The sequence below is a fragment of the Bacillus sp. FSL K6-2944 genome, from assembly GCF_038005385.1.
GTDB classification, from domain to species: Bacteria; Bacillota; Bacilli; order Bacillales; family Bacillaceae_G; genus Bacillus_A; species Bacillus_A cereus.
Genome location: NZ_JBBOTE010000002.1, coordinates 158672 through 177182, shown reverse-complemented (window position 1 = coordinate 177182; position 18511 = coordinate 158672). Strand labels below are relative to the sequence as shown.

Sequence of the window (18511 nt, the reverse complement as noted above, 5' to 3'; positions counted from 1 at the left end):
TGGTAAATGAAATTATATGAGCGATTTTTCAGTTATATCAGCGCAACTCAATTTATATCGGCGATTTTCCAAATATATCAGCGCAACTCGGTTTATATCGGCGATTTTTCAAATATATCGACTTACCGACAAAACCTGACAATCTACGCAAAAAGAAAGAGGCTGCCCGTTATGGAAGCCTCCCTCATTTTTAGAAGAATAAATGTAAGAAATCTTCTGTTGTAATGTTACCGAAGTAGCGTGCAATATCTACGCCTTCTAAAGCTGCAGTGAATGCATCTTTATCGAACTGAACGCCTGTTAGACGCTCTTCGATATCATGAACATCTAATGAACCGAAGAAGTCGCCGTAAATTTTACATTCTGTTACTGTTCCTTTTTTCACTTCAAGACGAACATCAACTTGTCCAACTGGGAAGCGGTGTGAATGTTGTAAGTTGAACTTCGGTGATTTTCCGTAGTTCCAATCCCAATTTTGGTAACGTTCTTCAGAAAGTTTGTGGATCTCTTTCCAAACATTTTCTGTTAATTCATACGTTGGGATTTCTGTTTCTCCTTCGAAAATTGTTTCTAGAAGAAGTTGTCTAAACTCCTCTGTCGTCATTTCTTCGTTTAGGAACTCTGTAATGTTCGCAACGCGGCTACGGATTGACTTAATTCCTTTTGATTGAATCTTATCCATTTTTACTTTTAACGCTGATACGACGTGATCGATTTCAGAGTCAAATAGTAACGTACCGTGGCTGAACATACGACCTTTCGTTGCGAACTGTGCGTTACCTGAAATTTTTCTGCCTTCAGCTAAAATGTCGTTACGACCACTTAGTTCTGCATTTACGCCTAATTTACTAAGCGCTTTCGTTACAGGCTCTGTGAATTTTTTGAAGTTGCTGAAACTGTCTCCATCATCTTTCGTAATAAAGCTGAAGTTTAAGTTTCCTAAATCGTGATATACTGCGCCTCCGCCTGATAGACGACGAACGACATGAATACCTTTTTCTTTTACGTAATCTGCATTAATTTCTTCTACTGTGTTTTGGTTTTTACCAATGATAATCGAAGGCTCATTAATGTAAAACAGTAAATATGTTTCGTTAATATCTAAATTTTTCACACAATATTCTTCAATTGCTAAGTTTATTCTAGGGTCTGTAATTCCTTTATTATCAATAAATAACATCGTATCACCTCATGAGTTCCATACGTAGCCACTATGCGCTAGCGTAATGTGACCACTGAAAATTTGTTTTGCTTCTGTTACTAAATCAGATGGGTTGCCTGTATGCGGTAAGTGCGTTAATAAAAGTTCTTTTACATTCGCATCTTTTGCAATACTTGCTACTTCTGTACTATTCATATGCCCTGCTTTTGCAGCCTCTTGATGTGCATACATATTACACTCACAAATGAAAAGATCAGCATCTTTTGTGAATGGAATGAATTCAGGAATATAACTTGAATCAGCGCTGTATACTACAGCATCATCTCCAGCTGTAATACGCATCGCAAAGCATGTAACAGGATGAACAGTTTTTAAGAATGAAATCGAGAACGGTCCAATTTGAAGTGTTTCTTCTGGATTGTACGGGATTCCTTTCGTATGCGGTTCATGCGTTAAAGAATGGAATCCATTCTCATCAAATGTATGACCGTATATTGGTAGTTCTGGTAGTTGCCTTGTTGTCGCACTCGTAATTAGTCTCGCATATTGCAATACCCCAATGTCTGCAACATGATCGTGATGATAGTGCGACAGTACAACTGCATCTATATCAGACGGTGTTATATATTTTTGAAGCTGTGCTAGTACACCACTACCACAGTCTACAAGTAAACGAAAACCATCGTGTTCAAACAAATACCCCGACGTTGCTTCTCCCGCTTCTGGAAAGCCGCCCCAAAAGCCGACAACAGTCATTTTCATATGTATCCATCCTTTCTAAAACCGAGTAGAAATGCATGTTTTGCTTACATCCTACATTGTTAACTATAATCCATTTCCTAAACTTTTTCATTAATTTTCAATTTTGTTATAAAACAGTTGTTGACTTTTATTTTTTGTACTAATACAATAATAGTAAGAAATGGAAATGGAGGGATTGACATGATCGATCAACCAATGGAGTTTTTCAGAAATTTACCGACGAAAACTTGTGCGCACTGCGGGAAAGAAATTGATGAGCAGCACGAAGCATACCATAACAAATGTGATGATTGCGTTCACGAAGAATAGTAGTTTGTGAACATAAAAAAAACCTAGCAGATATAGTCTACTAGGCTAATAACATCTTATTCTTCATCGTTGAACCTTTCACCAAGAGCTCCAGTTCAAACTCATACAATTCTTTTTTTCGATAATTTTTCGTATGGATTTTATCCATCATTAGGTCGACAACTTTTCGGGCCATTTCATCAATTGGCTGTTCAATTGTCGTAATACCTGGTTCTGTAATCTGCGATAATATTTGATTATCAAAACCGATAACAGCGAGATCATCTGGAATGCTCCAGTTATGGCGTTTCGCCTCTGAGATAATTCCAGCTGCTACCTCATCGCCTCCTGCCAAAATCGCGGTAGGATTTTTTTTGTCCTTTAATACTTCATGGAATATTCGTTTTCCATCTTCCCAAGAGAAAGCGTTTTCAAGAAAGTCAATCGCTTCTACTTGGCGGCTCTTCTCAGTTATTGCACGTAAAAAGCCCATTTTTCGCTGCTGGCTAACAACTTTGGTTTCGTTACCACGGCAAAAAATAAGATTACGATATCCTTGATCTAACACATGCTTCGCAGCTATGTATGCTCCTTGCGCATGATCAAACTTCACTGTTGGAATATTTGCTTCCTCAATATATTCATTACACAACACGATTGGACCGTGCTGTAAGTATGGCTCTACATCTTCCCACGGGTTTTCTAGTGAACATAGAATAATCCCATCTACTTGCTTCGTAGATAATAATTGTAAATACTCCATCTCTTTTTCCGGTAAATATCTTGTTTGACAAATAATCAGTTTATATTTATGTTCAGAAGCAGCAATCTCGATTGCTTCGATAAATCTACTGAAGAAAGGATTTGTAATCCTTGGAACTAGCACCGCAATTGTTTCCGTTTTTTGTTTACGAAGCCTTCTCGCCGCAGAATTAGGAACGAAGCCTAAATGCTTCATTGCTAATTGAACCCTTTTTTTCTTCTCATCTGAAACATATGGATGATTATTAATCACCCTAGAAACCGTTGTCCTTGATAACCCCGCTAATTTCGCCACGTCCTCTATAGTCGACACGAAATTCTCCCCCTTTGCATGAAAACGTTTTCTTAAATTGATTATATAGTATATTATTGGAAACTGCAATATCGGTTGTTATGATTTTACTATATTAATATTATACATAGGTAAAAGTCTGTTAATGCAGGGGAATTTATACTGCTTTTAGAAGTTTACAGTAGGTATATTTATAAAAATTTGAAGGTGATATTCCATGAATCGGACAGATCGTTTATTAGCTATATTAATTGAATTACAAAGAAGACAAACTGTTACAGCACAAAGCTTGGCTAAAAAATTCGAAACTAGTATAAGAACTATTTATCGAGATATGGATGCACTTAACGAATCGGGTGTTCCTATTTATTCAATGCCTGGCTACGGCTATTCATTAATGGATGGTTATTTCTTACCACCCATTCAGCTTACGCCTGAAGAGGCTGTTACTCTTTTATTAGGCGGTGATTATATCGAGAAAACTTTCACTTCTTCTTTTTCTGTACATGCACGATCAGCAAAAGAGAAACTTGAAATTGTTCTCCCTGCTGATCAACAAAAGAAAGCCCGGGAATTACGAGGAACTTTTCGTTTTCTTTCTCCTATATTTTCGCAGCAACAACCTGAACAAAAAAAACTTGAAAACCAACTGATTCTGTTGCAAGAATCTATACAAAAAGAACAAGCTGTCTCTTTTTCTTATCGTAAACCGAGGGAAAATACAAAAATGCAGCGGACCGTCCATCCTTACGGCTTAGTCAATATTTCGGGAATTTGGTACATCGTTGCACATTGCTTACTTCGAAAACAAATACGCAATTTTCGTTTAGATCGTATGGATACGTTACAGCAAGAACAAGAATTCTTTACAAAGGGTTCTGGTGCAACAATAGTGGAATGTGAAAAAAGAATAGAAGATTCCTAACGGAATGGAACTTTATGCTGTTAAACCAAAGAGTTCATTGATAAGATATATCTGCTTTTGGACAGACTTCTCCCCTTGGAGAGTTTGTCCTTTTTTGATCATATGCATAGCTTCTATTCCAGTAATCATTTTTATAGCTGTAGGGAATGATTTCAATCCTAGCATATTCCGAATCCGTTTTTTGATAAACCGATGATCTTGCTCAATGATATTGTTTAAGTATTTTTTTACACGAAGTGGTATACCGTGTGGTATACACTTTTCTTCCTTTAGTTCACGTACTGCAACAGGATAGGCTTTATCGCCATCAGCAGTTATCGAACGAGGTTTTGTGGCATGAACAGAAGCCAAGGCTTTCTTTAGAAAACGTTTGGCAGCCTTCGCATCTCTTTTACGACTTAAATAAAAATCAATCGTGTTTCCTTCAGAATCAATCGCGCGATATAAGTACATTTTCTCTCCTTTGATTTTGATGTATGTTTCATCCACACGCCAAGAATCATTGGTTGGTTTCAAATGTTTTCGAATACGCTCATTTAATTCTGGTCCATATTGATGCACCCATCGCATAATTGTTGTATGTACTAAGAATAATCCTCTTTCCTCCATCATTTCCACTAAATCACGAAGACTTAAGTTGTACCGCAGGTACCAACGTACGGTTAATACAATGATATCAGGCTGATACTGTTTCCATTTGAATATATTTTCTTTTTCCATACTGATCACACACCTTTTTTTAGTAATAGCACCAGTATTGCCAAGTTTGAAAGAGCATTTTCAAATCATTTCGCTTTTTTGCACCAGAACCTGCAATTCACTTGATCCGTCGTGTAGTTTACTTGCCCCTTCTGATCCATCTGCTAATCCTTTTGAGACGTCTTTAATAGAATCGAACATTTTCTCTGCATATGTTTTCGTTAACGTGCTTGATACTTCAGTTTTAATCTTTTCAATGGCTGTTCCTCCAATTTGTGAAGATAAGAAGTTTAAACTTTCGTTTGGAATGTACTCTAAGTTTAATGGCTTTGGATTGTCTTTTAGTAACGTTGTAGCGTTACTTGAGAAGTCATCTGGAATGCGCACTAACATGTAATACTTTCTACCTTCCATTCCTTTCTTCGCTTCTTTTTCACTTACGAACTCCCATTTAAAACTTTTATTATCTTTTAAATTATCAACGAGCCCTTTTCCGACCTCAATTGGTTTCCCATCAAATACTGCGCCTTTATCTAAATTGACTACTGCAACTGGTAAGTCATCTAACTGTTTATACGGATCCCAAAAGGCCCACAAAAACATCCCTGCATATAAAATCGGTACGAATAAGACCGCAATAATTGGAATTAATATTTTTTTACTTTTTATAATTTCCGTGAACTCTTTCCGAAGTAACTGATTCCCTTTCATAATTTCTCCCCCTTTTATAAAATGACCAAAATGTTCATATAGTCATTTTCACCCAAACAAAAAGGCTATACTTGTTCATACATATGCCTTATCCCCGAATTTATTACTATGCAACTTTTTCTCATTATGATTATAATTTTTCTATATCCCCTCTTAACTTAAATATATGACCGTATTATTCATTTGGTCATTTTTTATAAAATTAAAAGGATCATCTTAGTTTGACAATCCTTTTAGTAAATAAAGTTCAAATAACTCTGCAATTTTTTCTTTTTCAAGCGGTTCATGATTTTTTTCCCAATCAAAAATAAGCGATACATATAGACGAAGCATAATAAATGCTGTAATTTCTGGATCACATTTGCTAATTTCACCTTTTTCAATCGCAATTTTTAAATACGATTGAATAACAGAAACGATTTCCACATCAACTTGTTGCATAACTTCTTGTACTTCTTTCGTTCCCATATCGCGCTCTTCTTGAATTAATTTAATCATGAGCTGATGTTCTTTTCTAAATTCCAAGATGCTATATAATGCTCTATGTACATTTTCAAAAAATGAAACATCTGAACGAATTGCACTTTCTGCAACTTGCTTCATTTCTGTAATTAAATTAGAAATAATTTCACCAAATAGCTCTTCTTTATTTTTGAAAAAAGTATAAATCGTTCCTTTTCCTACATTCGCTAACTTCGCTACTTGATCCATCGTTGTTGCTTTATAACCGAACGCTGAAAAAGACTTTGTTGCAGCTTCAATAATAGAACGTTTTCGATCTATCGCCACATTGTCACCTCCAAAAATGACCAATTGGATAATATAGTCAATCAGTACATCTTTGATATTACCACACGCTTACATTCTATACAAGTTCTCTTTTTATTATTTCCAGTATAAAAAAATTCCAGTCAGTGTATATCATACTGTCCATAGTTTATCAGAAGAAAAGAGAAAAGGAAAAGGTGTTCTTGAGATATACATCTTAAGAACACCTTTTTATTATTTCACCATAGAAAGCATAACCTTCTCTAACTCTTCTTTATTTACATTCTTATCAAATACTGCTTCTCCTTGCTTCTCTAAACTATGATTAATAATGACAATTTGATATGCACTATCTTTCCCTTTTGCTGGAACAATCATCTTCATACCTTGTAAATTACTATCCGAGTGATGAGTAGCGTAGAATATTTGATTCCCTTCTAGTTCGTACTTTTCTATATTTTCAGGCACTATAAACTGGTGGCTAAATGGGTCTTTGCTTTCCCCAAAAACTTGCGATTGAGAAATTGTATAATTTCCTTTTCCGTTCGCATATTCTAATTCAATAGTGAATTCCGGCTTTATCTTAAGATAATAATTCACTCTTTCGTCTTTTTGGGTATATCCTTTAATTGTATAAGTTGGCCTCTTGATTTTGAAATCAACATGTTGCTGCACTTCTTCAACTGTATATGTTAAATACTTCCCTACCTTATCCTCATAAGGAGTTGTTTTATTACGAATTTCTTTTAATTTTTCACGATCTTCTGTACTTAAGCGCTCTTCTTTCACCTCTTTTATATCCCCTTGGAAATTTTCGGGTAAGTTTAATCTAACTAATCCTTTTTTCTCGATCTGTAATACCTCTTTATATAACTGCACATAATTCTCAAACTCTTCCTTTCTCAAAGCTTTTTCAGCATGATATAAAAAGGCTGTTCGGTTTTCATATTGCCAGTTTGACATTCCCCACTCTTTTCTCGCCTTTTCCTCTGTACCAAATAATGTATCTACAGCATTTTGGAAAGCATCCTTTGACTGCTCTACTTTATCCTCTTGCTTTTCTTTTCCTTCCGTTGCACGTGCATTGAATAAAGAAAGGGATGCAATAGCAACTATAGCAATAACTCCAAGTAAAGAAAGACGATACGATTTCTTTTGGAATTTTTTAATCATAACGATTCTCCTTTTTAGTGTTCGTTTATTTCTACTTAAATTTGCTAGGCTTGGTACTTGATAGGAATAGTGTTGTAGAAGGGTAATAATTGTATGTCCGTATGCAATTTGTTCCTCTTTATCTATAAAAGTAAGTGCATATGCATCACAGGCTAATTCTTGATCTTCTCGCATACAAAAATAGGCGTACCAAAGAATCGGATTGAACCAATTTAATAGGATTAAACTGTACATAATCCAATTTACAGCTACATCGTTTCTCTTAATATGAGCTAACTCATGGTAAAAGACATATTGTAATTGTTGTTCATTTAATACTTTCATATGTTTTTTTGATAGTAATACTTTCGGACGAAAGAAACTAAACACAGTTGGGCTCGCAATCTTTCCCGCCAGACGTAACGAAACTGCCTTCTTTATTTTCATAGACTGCTTACAGCGATTAAACACTGTAACGACCTGTTCATTCGTAATATCCGGTTGTTTCTTTATGTACGAATATAACCGTCTATTTGTACGAAACGTAATATATGCTAATACGATGACCCCAGCTAGCCACACATACAAAGCAATTTTGTATAAAGAAAATGTAGTCTGTTGTTCCGAACTTACTTCTACTTCCGGTTCGCTAGTTTTTGTCACCATTTTAGGATTTGATTCCAATTCCACTTTACGGTCGCTTTCTATGTTCACTATATTCTCAGTAGCCGGCATATTTTTTGGAATAACTTCCGATACACTAGAACGATAGGAAAGTAATGAGTAAATGCTATAAGAACTATCTGGCGACCACGGTAAAAGGAGTCTTACCATTAATACGATCCACAGCATATATTGCCACCGGGGTGTTAATTTATTTCTAAATAAAATTTTTATACATAAAATAAAACCCACTAATATGCTAGCCATAAGTGACGTTTCTATAAGCCAATCAAAAAAATGAGGAAGGTATACATTTATAAGCGTGTTTATCATTTTTATCGATCCTTCCTCTTATTCTCCTCTGTCTTCTCATCTAAAATGCGTTTTAATTCATTAATATCTTCTGAAGATAATTTCTCCTCTTTTAAGAAATTAACAAGTAATGGCTTAAACGCTGCACCGCAAAAACGTTTTAGTAAAGATTTCGTTTCCACTTGCAAATAATTATGTTGTGATACTAACGGATAATAAGCGTACATTCGCCCTTTATCTTGATGGTAAGAAACGGCTTCCTTTTGTACTAATCGATTAATTAATGTGCGGATTGTTTTTGGTTTCCAGTCCATTGCATCTTCCAGTTCTTCTATAATTTCATTCGCTGTTTGTGGAGAATTCGACCAAAGTACTTTCATAATTTCTAATTCCGCTTCAGATATTTTAGGTAATTGATTTGTCATCGTATGTTTCACTCCTAAGTATTACATTTGTAATCTACAATTAGGATTACAAATGTAATACTTAATTGTCAACCATATTTTAGAAAAATTTCTTTCAGCTAAACCTTACCTCACAACAACAAAATTCCTCTTTTTCAAATAATCAAATAAAAAAACAAGAAAATCTTTACAATTAATAGTAATATAGAAAATAGACAAGTTTATCAAAATAGTGGAGGCTTTTTCAGTCATGATACGTGCGCTTCGTTTAAATATAAAGCAAGCTTTTTGTAATCGTGTTTCTTTAATTATTATGTTTAGTGGATTTGTTCTTATTTGTATTTATCATTATTATTATGTAATTCGTTATTTAGGAGACGCTGCGAATGGACCTATATCGACGGATATTAAATGGATTGGATTTCGTGGAAATGAAATGGATGTTTATTTATTATTAATGCCAGTTATTGCAAGTCTTCCCTTTAGTACAAGTTATAACTCGGATAAGTCCGATGGTTTTAAACCGTTTGTCAGTAAAGAAATTTCTTTATTTTCTTATTCAGTAACGAAATATATCGTTACATTTTTTTGCGGCGGACTTCTTTATACATTTCCATTCATCTTATCGTTATTATTTTGCAAATTAACCATTCCAGACGGAGTACCAACGGCTGGTTCAGGCATTATAAATGATAACGGGATGTTCGCAAACTTATATGAAACTTCTCCCATCACTTACATTGCTGTATATATCGGAATTAATTTTTTATTTGCAGGTTTGATGGCTCTTTTAGGACTTGCTGCATCTGCATGGTCCCAAAAAGACTATATGGCGCTTCTATTTCCATTTGCAACTACCTCTATTCCTTACGTCCTGCTAAATACGGTACTCCCTACAATAGGCGGAGCACCTATTCATTTATATGATCCAAGGCAGCCGCTGCATGGCATGTCACCATATATTTTGACAATACAATGTGCCTTCTTCCTCTTCGTTAGCTTAATCATGTATATACAAGGAGTAAAACGGGATAGAAAAAAATATAGAAGAAGGTTGCAAAAAAGAGAGCGGTGTAGAAAGGCGTTTCAAGTATAATAAAACCCTAATTTCCTTACTATATTGGAAATTAGGGTTTTATTTACTATTCACTTACGGTGTACCTGCCAATCCCCATAAAATAACAACCGCTACAAAATAAATCGCTTTAATCGCTATTACTAAACATAATGAAACAATTGCATATTTACTTAATTCTCTTCTTGCACCTATTAAAGTGAAAATAACCGCCAAACTAAATGTTATATAAGAAGCTGCTGTATGTATTAAGTTATACGTCATATCTAGATTGCTTGTAAGTCCTGTTATATCAGCTACAAACTGAAGCATGATGATCGTACTAAAAAAAATTGCAAACTGATTCATTACCTTTCCATTTATTTGTAACTGCATTGTTGTCCTCCTTATTAAAAACTAAATATTCGTAACTACTCAGCTTCTTCAAATAAAAAAACAGGCCAAATACATGTTTCCGATTCGAAAACATGAAAAGAAAATACTCCAATCAGAGAAAGAATCTATGCCAAATAGAGAAATTCTCTTATGAAGTCGTGTTATTCCAAGGAACCGTTCTAGTTTCTATGACTTGGTTTATCGCTTGTAAGACCGATTGTTTTTGTTTTTTCATGGTACTCATAAAGCTTCGTATCTGACAAAAAGATTCTGCGCCTTTCTTACTTCGGAAAGTCCCAGACACTTTCTGTTTTACTTTCGTCATCCGAATATCCCGTTCTGCTTGATTGTTATCAAATGGAATGGCTGGATGTTCTAAAAACGCTAGAATTCTGTCAGAATACTTGACGAAGCGATTCCATAAATTTTGAGAAGGCGTCTGCTTTCCTTTCTTCTTTTGTTTCGTGGAAAGAATCTGTTGTTCTTTCAATATGGATTGATACATAATAAACAGATTCTTTTGCGTCGCTTTTGGCATGGTACCTTCGGATTGCTTTTTCATCGTCAACGCTTGCGTTAGAAATTTCTGCATCTGTTGTGCCCATTGTTCTCCAGTACTATCTATAATTCCTTGTAAATCTCGTAAGAGATGGGCATTACATAAAACGTGACGACAATCTGTATACGCATCATACGATTTCCAACCATCATGCATCGCAATTCCAGAAAAAGATGGCAAGATTTCTCCAGCATCCATTGCTTCTTTTCCACGTTTTTGATGAATATGTTGCAATGTCACCTCCGGTGTACTGGCAGTATGTAACCATTGTGTTTTGTTTTCTACACGCATACCAGTTTCATCAAAATGGACAACAGGAGACTGCAGAATCTTTTCCTTTACTTCTTTTATGAATGGCTGCAATTGAGAAGCGAAAGCCTGTGTATGATTTACCAGGGTTCCTTCGCTTATAGAATGTCCAAAACAATCCTGAAAGAATTCTTTTGTTCGCTTCAAAGAAATGCATTGATAATGCGTTAAATAGGGAATCAGTCTTTTTATATTTGGACCATATTGAACAGGACGAGATACTGTCGAAGGAAATTGGGCTTCTTGGATAGAATGGCAATGTGGGCATTCTTTCTGTTCTACTTTATGTTCTGTCACTTCGATCTGAATAGGTGGTAAGTCATACACTTGGCGAATGCGATACCCTTTTACAGGCTCGTGGTTCAAGGAAGTATGACAACAAGTACAATATGTAGGAGAATGTGTAATCGTATGATCTGGAGTCGCTGTCAAACCAAGAGTATGTCCCTTGTGGCCCAACTGGCCACCCGTTTGACGATGAGACGGTTTGCGCAAACTTTTTGTAACGGGCTTACCCAAACCATCTGTAGAAGGTGGCTTATGACTATTTTTGGAGTTTTTTTTTGAAGCATTTTCTAGTTCTTGTATACGTTTTTCTAACTTAGAAAATGTTTCTTCAAATAAAGAAATAACAGCTTCAGGTCCTTTTTTATATGTATCTAAAATAATTTTTCGATCGACCATAAGATTCACCTCCCCTGTTTGATATACTCAGTATTTACAAATGGGAGGCATATGAAACTAGTAAAATTTAAAAAAGACACCGAAAGGTGGCTGAGTAGTTACAAATATTCAATCAATTTTATCATTAGATTACAAAAAAAGGAATCATCTCTTTATACTATTCTATAACGATGCAAACAAAGAACGCTTAGTCACCTAAGCGTTCCTTTCTTTAAGAAGCTTTCTTCAAATCAATTTGAGCAAGTACTGGGTCATGGTCGCTTACACGTCCGTGCTCTTTCATTATATTTGAGTTTAAGTGCACTGGATCTACAATTGTGTGTGGTGCGATATTATTTGTTACTAAAATATGATCTAACACTTGTGCATTTCCTTCGTGAATGTACGTGTAACGATTCTCTTTTGGCACTGTGTTTAACATATCTTTTAAGATTGTTCCCTCTAGAGTTTTTAGTGGTTTAGAGAATTCGAAATCGTTCATATCACCTAACACGACAACTGGTGCATTCGTATTCTTTTTCTGAATTCCTTGCACGAAATGATTTACTTCTTGTGCTAACTGAATTCGTTTGTCTTCACTTTTTAATACGAGCGGCTGCACTTTTCCAAATGGCGTTGCATCTCCTAGTTTTGAGTTTAAGTGATTTGCAACGACAACAATGTTTTGTCCTTGGAACGTAAATTCTGCCGCTAACGGTTTACGTGTACTTTCAAATAATGGATTTTCGTCTCCAATACGAACAACATTTTTATCAAGTAACTTTGGTACCGGCGCTAATTTCACGCGTGATGGATTATAGAAGAAGCCGACGCGAATATTCGCTCCTGGTGCTCCTCCGTCTTGATTATTGTTTGGAGCGATTTCTACATACTCATACTTCGGTCCACGAATTTCTAGAACTGCATCAATGATACGTTTTGCGCTTAATGACGCATCTGTTGTACCGTCATTAATTGATCCGTTATTATCTTGCATTTCCTCTACACCGATAATATCTGGCATTTTTAAGTTGTATTTAATAGAATACGCTAACGCTTTTACCTTTTCATCTGTTGTTTCTTTTTTATTCGCTGAGAAGTTTTCAATGTTATATGTAGCAACCGTTAACTTATCAAGACGTGGCTGAATATTTGCGCCTACTTGCTTAAATCCACCATCCACTACAGCTGGCAGTTCTGTTATTGGCGAAATACGGAAAGAACCGTAATCATATCCTACTACCCCTGTTATATCTCCAGTGAAAGTATCTCCTACTTTTGCTACATAATCACGAGGTACTTTTACAGAAAGGCGCTCTGGGTTTAATTGATTTTCATCTAATAGAGGTGTGCCATATTGTGTTACTACTTTATCTCCACCATTTTTTACTGTTACATATAAATTTCCGTTTTTCTGAGGTGTAATAATTTTTGGTGTTGGCATCGTAACACGCATACCTTCTATACTTTCATAAAAGTCGATTGCATCTTCATTTGGATCAAATAAACTAAATGCATCATTATCAATAATCTGGTCTGGGATTTTCACACCGTTTTCCCCAAGTACAATCGGTGCCGGCAAAGATTGATCTTTTGCGATTACAGCAACGCGACTCGCCTTAATTTCTGTCGTCGTTAAGTCTGTTTCAAATCGCTCTGCATAGCCTGGTCCAACATATTCTTCTACTACTCCATCAACTTGAATAAGATCTCCTACTGCTACATTCGCATCTTTTTTATATACGTACATACCTTCTGAAGTAGCTGGATCATTATCTGGCTGATTATCTTCTATATAAAAACCATTTTTATCAAGCGCTGTTACAACGCCTTCCACATTGTTTACTTTCTTCCCGTTGTAAGGAGACATATGTGATTTTCCTTGAATGTCATGAATACGAACCTGTTCATTATTTACGATAATAAATGAAAATGTCGAAATTGCTGAAGAAGTAAGTCCTTCTTTTTCTGCGATTGCTTTCACTACACTATTTTCATTCACTATAATTTGTCCATTATAACGAACACTTTTATTAGTAGGATTAGAGCCATCTAACGTATAGTAGATTGTTGCGCCTTCTGTATTCGTCGTTAATGTTACCGCTGTTCCTTTAGCAACTTCTCCGCCGTTCGGTGAAGCTACTACATCGCTAACATGATTCTGTCCTTCACCTTGAAACTTATAAGCTGTTACTGATTTTAGGCCTGGGTTACTAAAATATAATTCAAGAGTCCCAGTCAAACTAACTTTCTTCCCGATATTTTCAGGGTGATCTTTTACATTCACTGCCGTTCTCACATCACCTTTTGGCAACTGAACGGGCATGATTTTGTCTGGATTCGTTTCGTTTGGCGAATCTGCAATTGCTACGTTTGTATCATCAAACTTAGCTGGATCCTTCGTATATTTAGAAGAACTTTGCGTATATCCGACAATATAGCCTTCCACAATCCCCTTCGTTTTCCCTTGCTGCTTAAATACTTGAATTGCTTTTTCTACTGACATAGAAGCAGTTTCTTCTGCTTGCGCTAAAGTTCCAGTAAATGAAAGCAATAGCAAGAATGATAAAAAGACGCTTAACAATTTCTTCACAGCCATTTTCCTCTCCCTATTTCATATTTTCTCAGCATTTCTATCATAACAAATGATTCGTTATATAGAACTATTTTTCGACAAATTTTACAAAAGATTTATTTAATTTACAAGCTTTCAAACTATAATACAAAATAATAATTTTACACCTTCTACAAATGCACTCTATAATGTTAGAGAGAAAACAGAAAATATCGACATTTGATTGGCATGTAAAATGGATTCATTTGAATAGGAGTGATTGGATGGAAGTGCAAACAGAAACATACCGCGCAGCTATGAATGGAACATTAGAACGTCATTTTTCAGATATGATTGCCGTTATACCAACTAGAATTAAAATTGAGCAGTTAAAACAACGGCTAGAAACTATCGCTACTAAAGTTGATGAGTTAAAAATTGTTTATAGTGATGAGACAAGCCTTATTGTTGAGTTACATATGAATGAAACAATCATACCGTATGAACTGCATATTGATGAGGCGAATGACCCAGAAGAATATAAAATGTACAATAGACAAGATTCTACAATCGTAGATCGTAATTTTGAAGATGCGGCTTTCGGTACTGAAATTTTCACTCGTACGCTGTTTGTAGGCGATGTACTGGACTGCTTTTTCCAGCAGTTACAGTTTTTATGGAACCTCGCCCCAGATTTGTTATTTGTAATCGATTCAAGTGCAGCAATGAAAGTGCTATCTAGAAGCTATATTGAATATCACGTTGAAAATGAATTATTACCTGACATTCCTGACTTATACGTTATTCATTCCGTTTATGAAGACGATAAAGAAGGCGAGCCTACGCAACATTGGTTTCATACACATGGTCTTTTAAGAGCAGGCGTAACTGAAATAGAGTTAATTATTCCAAATCGCATTTCTTCCTACTACGGCATTGGCGATCTCTTTCAAACATTTGCTAATAATGCCGTTGAGAATGGACAAGTCCCTATGAATGAGCCTATCGTTATCGCGCATAGTCAGCAAGGTTCTATACATACAGTCGCTGTTCCGTGGGAAAAAGGATTATCTTATATAGGGCATAAAACGTGTATGGACCAATTATCTTCAATCGAGGATGAAGAAGTGAAACTACAACCAATAGATGCACAAAATACATTCTTAGGCGGAATGGATGCCCGAGATGAATACCATCAATCTCCATCCGTTCTCTTATTCAAATTTAATACTTCAGGAGAATATATTGAAAGTTTTTTCAAAGAACACGAGGAAGCTACAGGGCTCATGTTCTATAAAACAAATAGTGAAACCGATCGTATGGCTTACAATGCGAAAAATACTTTCGGGTATTTCAGCAACATTTTTCACATTGAACAATCAAATGAAGATTTTCGTTTCCTTGCTAAGTTTGGTGTCTCCTACGAAGAAGGAAAAAGTGAACATATGTGGTTTGAAATGCAAAACATTACGGAAGATTTCATTCAAGGAATACTCATTAATGAACCATATTTTATAGAAGATATGAGTGAAGGAAATTCTTATCATTTAGATTTTGATAACTTAACAGAGTGGGTTATTTATGCAGGAGATGCTATTATAAAGCCAAATAACTTATATATGTTTATTGGCGAATAAGTATTTTATATAATAAACGAAACGCCTTCAATATGATTGAAGGCGTTTCTTATAATTTATTGTGCGATTAATTCAGCATCTATTACTTTCTCCAAATGAGATAATACACGCTTTGCAGCTTCCTCACCTTGATTCATACAGTCTGGAAGTCCAGCACCAGCATAGGAGCTACCTGCCAAGTATATACCAGGCAACTCTTTCTCCATAAATGTTGTGAGCTTTTTCATTCGCTCGTTATGGCCTACTGTATATTGAGGCATCGCTTCTTTCCAGCGGCTTACGATTGTAAACTCTGGATCCTCTGTAATATCCATCGTCTTCCTTAAATCTTCTAGTACGAGCTGAACGAGTTCTTCTTCAGTTTGTTCTACAACCGCTTCATCACCAGCACGTCCAACGTAACAGCGAAGGAGTGTTTTTCCTTCTGGCGTTGTATGTGGCCATTTTTTATGCGTCCACGTACATGCTGTAATGGTGTAATCGCTATTTCGTGATACGACAAATCCTGTACCATTAATATCGCGCTGGATTGCAGACTTTTGGAAAGCAAGTGCCACATTCGCAACGGATGTGGCTGGAATATTACGGAAGAAACGAAACTGCTTGTACTGAGCAAACATGGACGGCAATACTTTATGCGAAGTTGCCACTACGATGGCGTCTGCTTCTATTTCTTTTCCGTTACTAAGAGTAATCGTATAACCATCACCCTGTTTTGCAACTTTTTCAATGCGAGTTCCCTTTATTATCGTACCTTCATGCATCTTTGCTTCGAGAGATTTTACGATAGATTCTAAACCTGTTTTCACTGTTTGGAACATTCCCTTTTTCGGTTCAGCTTTCTCTTCTTTCGGAGCGAGCGTACGCATACCGAGTGAAATACTGCGATGTTTCTGCTCAATTTGATACATTTGCGGGAATGTTGACATTAAGCTCATTTCATCAATATCCCCTGCATAAATACCCGATAGTAACGGCTCTATTAAGTTTTCAACCACTTCGTTTCCAAGACGATGTCTGAAAAATTGTCCGAGTGATTGGTCAGATACTGGCTTTGACCTCGGCATTAATAGATCAAAGCCAGCTCTTAGTTTACCAATTGGGGAGAACAGCCCGGAAAATAGAAACGGCGTAATTTGCGTTGGAATTCCCATCATTGATCCATTCGGCATTTTATGTAACCGATTGTTTACAAGGATAAATGATTGACCGGCTTGATTATTTACAAGTTCATCGCCAAGACCTAATTCTTTCACTAATCTAGCTGCACTTTCTTTTCGTGCTAAGAAAGAATCTGGTCCGCGCTCAATTGTAAATCCATCTTTTCGAACGGTTTGAATTTTTCCGCCAAGTTTACCCGATGCTTCTATAAGTAATGTATCAATCGGCAAGTTTTTTTCATGAATATTTTTTTGTAAGTTATACATTGCTGTTAATCCAGTGATGCCTCCGCCGATGATCACAACCTTTTTCCTCAAGCAGGCTCCCCCTTTCTTCTTACAGTACAGATTCTTTTTTCTTTAATACAACATCTGTTAAACAATCAATAAATGCGTCCGCTGCATTTGGCATTTCTGGACGATAATATTTCGCGCCAATTTCATCCGTTACAACTTTACACTCAAAGTCGTTATCATATAAAACTTCTAAATGTTCCGCAACAAATCCAACTGGTGCATATACGAATGAAGTATAACCGTGCTTTTCATTTAGTTCTCTCGTTAAATCTTGTACATCTGGACCAATCCAAGGATCTGGTGTGTTTCCTGCACTTTGCCAGCCTACTGCATAGTTTGCTACTTCAGCTCCGCGCGCGATATAGTCCGCTGTTTCATTTAATTGATCTGGATATGGATCGCCCATTGCAATAATTTTCTCTGGTAAGCTATGTGCAGATACGATTAATACTGCTTTTTCACGCTCTGCATCTGACATACCGTTATATATACCTTTCACTGCATCGACCCAGTACTGGATGAATTTCGGCTCTTTATACCAGCTATCAATGCCATGAATTGTTAAGTTTCCAAGTTTCTCAGCTTCTTCTTGTGCTCGTCCAACGTACGATTTCACGCTAAACGTAGAATAGTGAGGTGCAAGAACAAGTGCGATTGCATCTTGTATTCCGTCGTTATGCATATCTTTCACCGCATCTTCAATAAACGGTTCAATATGTTTTAAGCCAAGATACATATGGTACTCTACTTCATCTTGTACTTCATTTAAACGCTTCTCTAACTTCTTAGCTTGCTCTAATGTAATAGTAGCTAAAGGAGAAATACCACCAATTGCACGGTAACGCTCTGTTAAATCTTCCAGCATTTCAGGACTTGGCTTTCTTCCTCTGCGAATATGTGTATAGTAACGTTCAATATCTTCTTCTTTATATGGCGTTCCGTATGCCATTACAAGCAAACCAATTTTCTTTTTCATACAGCA

General features: G+C 36.1%; 15 protein-coding genes and 2 pseudogenes. 4 read left to right on the top strand and 13 right to left on the bottom strand.

All coding sequences use genetic code 11. The features are described from left to right. Window positions 1–190: 190 nt before the first annotated feature. Both MHH55_RS21910 and MHH55_RS21905 read right to left on the bottom strand, forming a co-directional pair. Window positions 191–1180 (bottom strand): lipoate--protein ligase, encoded by a 990-nt coding sequence (locus MHH55_RS21910; RefSeq protein ID WP_078187555.1) that lies wholly within the window; start codon window positions 1178–1180, stop codon window positions 191–193. Between the two features lie 9 nt (window positions 1181–1189). Further along, on the bottom strand, window positions 1190–1924 hold the full coding sequence (locus tag MHH55_RS21905) for an MBL fold metallo-hydrolase (protein WP_016122068.1): 735 nt from the start codon (window positions 1922–1924) through the stop codon (window positions 1190–1192). A gap of 180 nt (window positions 1925–2104) precedes the next feature. Between MHH55_RS21905 and yhfH the strand changes: the two genes are divergently transcribed. After that, complete coding sequence (gene yhfH / locus MHH55_RS21900; RefSeq protein ID WP_000567010.1) at window positions 2105–2233, top strand: protein YhfH; 129 nt, start codon at window positions 2105–2107, stop codon at window positions 2231–2233. A 40-nt stretch (window positions 2234–2273) separates the two neighbouring features. Here the strand turns inward: yhfH and MHH55_RS21895 are convergent, their stop codons facing one another. Continuing rightward, window positions 2274–3287 (bottom strand): LacI family DNA-binding transcriptional regulator, encoded by a 1014-nt coding sequence (locus MHH55_RS21895; protein ID WP_078187556.1) that lies wholly within the window; start codon window positions 3285–3287, stop codon window positions 2274–2276. A gap of 196 nt (window positions 3288–3483) precedes the next feature. On the opposite strand from MHH55_RS21895, the pseudogene MHH55_RS21890 reads away from it, so the two are divergent. Next, window positions 3484–4140, top strand: a pseudogene (locus tag MHH55_RS21890) (helix-turn-helix transcriptional regulator); the annotation flags it as partial. Window positions 4141–4203: 63 nt separating this feature from the next. Here the strand turns inward: MHH55_RS21890 and MHH55_RS21885 are convergent. The 5 genes and pseudogenes from MHH55_RS21885 to MHH55_RS21865 all read right to left on the bottom strand — a co-directional run bounded on the left by MHH55_RS21885 (window position 4204) and on the right by MHH55_RS21865 (window position 8921). Further along, window positions 4204–4911, bottom strand: a complete 708-nt coding sequence (locus MHH55_RS21885) for an IS6 family transposase (protein ID WP_100910607.1) — start codon at window positions 4909–4911, stop codon at window positions 4204–4206. A 93-nt stretch (window positions 4912–5004) separates the two neighbouring features. Continuing rightward, window positions 5005–5601 (bottom strand): annotated as a pseudogene (locus tag MHH55_RS21880) (YhgE/Pip domain-containing protein); the annotation flags it as partial. Between the two features lie 216 nt (window positions 5602–5817). Further along, entirely contained in the window at window positions 5818–6390 is a 573-nt protein-coding gene (locus tag MHH55_RS21875; RefSeq protein ID WP_000963381.1) for a TetR/AcrR family transcriptional regulator, read from the bottom strand. 213 nt (window positions 6391–6603) lie between these two features. Continuing rightward, window positions 6604–8517, bottom strand: a complete 1914-nt coding sequence (locus tag MHH55_RS21870) for a M56 family metallopeptidase (RefSeq protein WP_078187963.1) — start codon at window positions 8515–8517, stop codon at window positions 6604–6606. 2 nt (window positions 8518–8519) lie between these two features. Then, complete coding sequence (locus MHH55_RS21865) at window positions 8520–8921, bottom strand: BlaI/MecI/CopY family transcriptional regulator (RefSeq protein ID WP_000184504.1); 402 nt, start codon at window positions 8919–8921, stop codon at window positions 8520–8522. A 229-nt stretch (window positions 8922–9150) separates the two neighbouring features. Between MHH55_RS21865 and MHH55_RS21860 the strand changes: the two genes are divergently transcribed. Continuing rightward, window positions 9151–9996, top strand: coding sequence for a hypothetical protein (locus tag MHH55_RS21860; RefSeq protein WP_078187964.1), 846 nt, complete (start codon window positions 9151–9153; stop codon window positions 9994–9996). A 54-nt stretch (window positions 9997–10050) separates the two neighbouring features. Here MHH55_RS21860 and MHH55_RS21855 read toward each other — a convergent pair whose 3' ends face one another. The 3 genes from MHH55_RS21855 to MHH55_RS21845 all read right to left on the bottom strand — a co-directional run bounded on the left by MHH55_RS21855 (window position 10051) and on the right by MHH55_RS21845 (window position 14480). Beyond that, window positions 10051–10350, bottom strand: coding sequence for a hypothetical protein (locus MHH55_RS21855; protein WP_078187965.1), 300 nt, complete (start codon window positions 10348–10350; stop codon window positions 10051–10053). Window positions 10351–10498: 148 nt separating this feature from the next. Beyond that, window positions 10499–11902, bottom strand: coding sequence for an IS66 family transposase (tnpC, locus tag MHH55_RS21850; RefSeq protein ID WP_100910632.1), 1404 nt, complete (start codon window positions 11900–11902; stop codon window positions 10499–10501). 211 nt (window positions 11903–12113) lie between these two features. Further along, complete coding sequence (locus MHH55_RS21845; RefSeq protein WP_078186692.1) at window positions 12114–14480, bottom strand: DUF6359 domain-containing protein; 2367 nt, start codon at window positions 14478–14480, stop codon at window positions 12114–12116. A 239-nt stretch (window positions 14481–14719) separates the two neighbouring features. Between MHH55_RS21845 and MHH55_RS21840 the strand changes: the two genes are divergently transcribed. Then, window positions 14720–16072: a DUF4026 domain-containing protein gene (locus MHH55_RS21840; RefSeq protein ID WP_078186691.1), complete on the top strand. Its 1353-nt coding sequence runs from the start codon at window positions 14720–14722 to the stop codon at window positions 16070–16072. Window positions 16073–16128: 56 nt separating this feature from the next. Here the strand turns inward: MHH55_RS21840 and hemY are convergent, their stop codons facing one another. Then, on the bottom strand, window positions 16129–17550 hold the full coding sequence (gene hemY / locus MHH55_RS21835; protein WP_078186690.1) for a protoporphyrinogen oxidase: 1422 nt from the start codon (window positions 17548–17550) through the stop codon (window positions 16129–16131). 19 nt (window positions 17551–17569) lie between these two features. After that, window positions 17570–18505 carry a ferrochelatase gene (gene hemH / locus MHH55_RS21830; protein WP_078186689.1) on the bottom strand — a complete coding sequence of 312 codons (936 nt, stop codon included), beginning with the start codon at window positions 18503–18505 and terminating at the stop codon, window positions 17570–17572. Window positions 18506–18511: the final 6 nt, after the last annotated feature.

Bases quoted from the DNA above. Each gene is read 5' to 3' on its own strand.
- MHH55_RS21910 (WP_078187555.1), bottom strand. From the start codon at position 1,180: ATGTTATTTATTGATAATAAAGGAATTACAGACCCTAGAATAAACTTA.
- MHH55_RS21905 (WP_016122068.1), bottom strand. From the start codon at position 1,924: ATGAAAATGACTGTTGTCGGCTTTTGGGGCGGCTTTCCAGAAGCGGGA.
- yhfH (WP_000567010.1), top strand. From the start codon at position 2,105: ATGATCGATCAACCAATGGAGTTTTTCAGAAATTTACCGACGAAAACT.
- MHH55_RS21885 (WP_100910607.1), bottom strand. From the start codon at position 4,911: ATGGAAAAAGAAAATATATTCAAATGGAAACAGTATCAGCCTGATATC.
- MHH55_RS21870 (WP_078187963.1), bottom strand. From the start codon at position 8,517: ATGATAAACACGCTTATAAATGTATACCTTCCTCATTTTTTTGATTGG.
- MHH55_RS21865 (WP_000184504.1), bottom strand. From the start codon at position 8,921: ATGACAAATCAATTACCTAAAATATCTGAAGCGGAATTAGAAATTATG.
- MHH55_RS21860 (WP_078187964.1), top strand. From the start codon at position 9,151: ATGATACGTGCGCTTCGTTTAAATATAAAGCAAGCTTTTTGTAATCGT.
- MHH55_RS21855 (WP_078187965.1), bottom strand. From the start codon at position 10,350: ATGCAGTTACAAATAAATGGAAAGGTAATGAATCAGTTTGCAATTTTT.
- tnpC (WP_100910632.1), bottom strand. From the start codon at position 11,902: ATGGTCGATCGAAAAATTATTTTAGATACATATAAAAAAGGACCTGAA.
- MHH55_RS21845 (WP_078186692.1), bottom strand. From the start codon at position 14,480: ATGGCTGTGAAGAAATTGTTAAGCGTCTTTTTATCATTCTTGCTATTG.
- MHH55_RS21840 (WP_078186691.1), top strand. From the start codon at position 14,720: ATGGAAGTGCAAACAGAAACATACCGCGCAGCTATGAATGGAACATTA.
- hemH (WP_078186689.1), bottom strand. From the start codon at position 18,505: ATGAAAAAGAAAATTGGTTTGCTTGTAATGGCATACGGAACGCCATAT.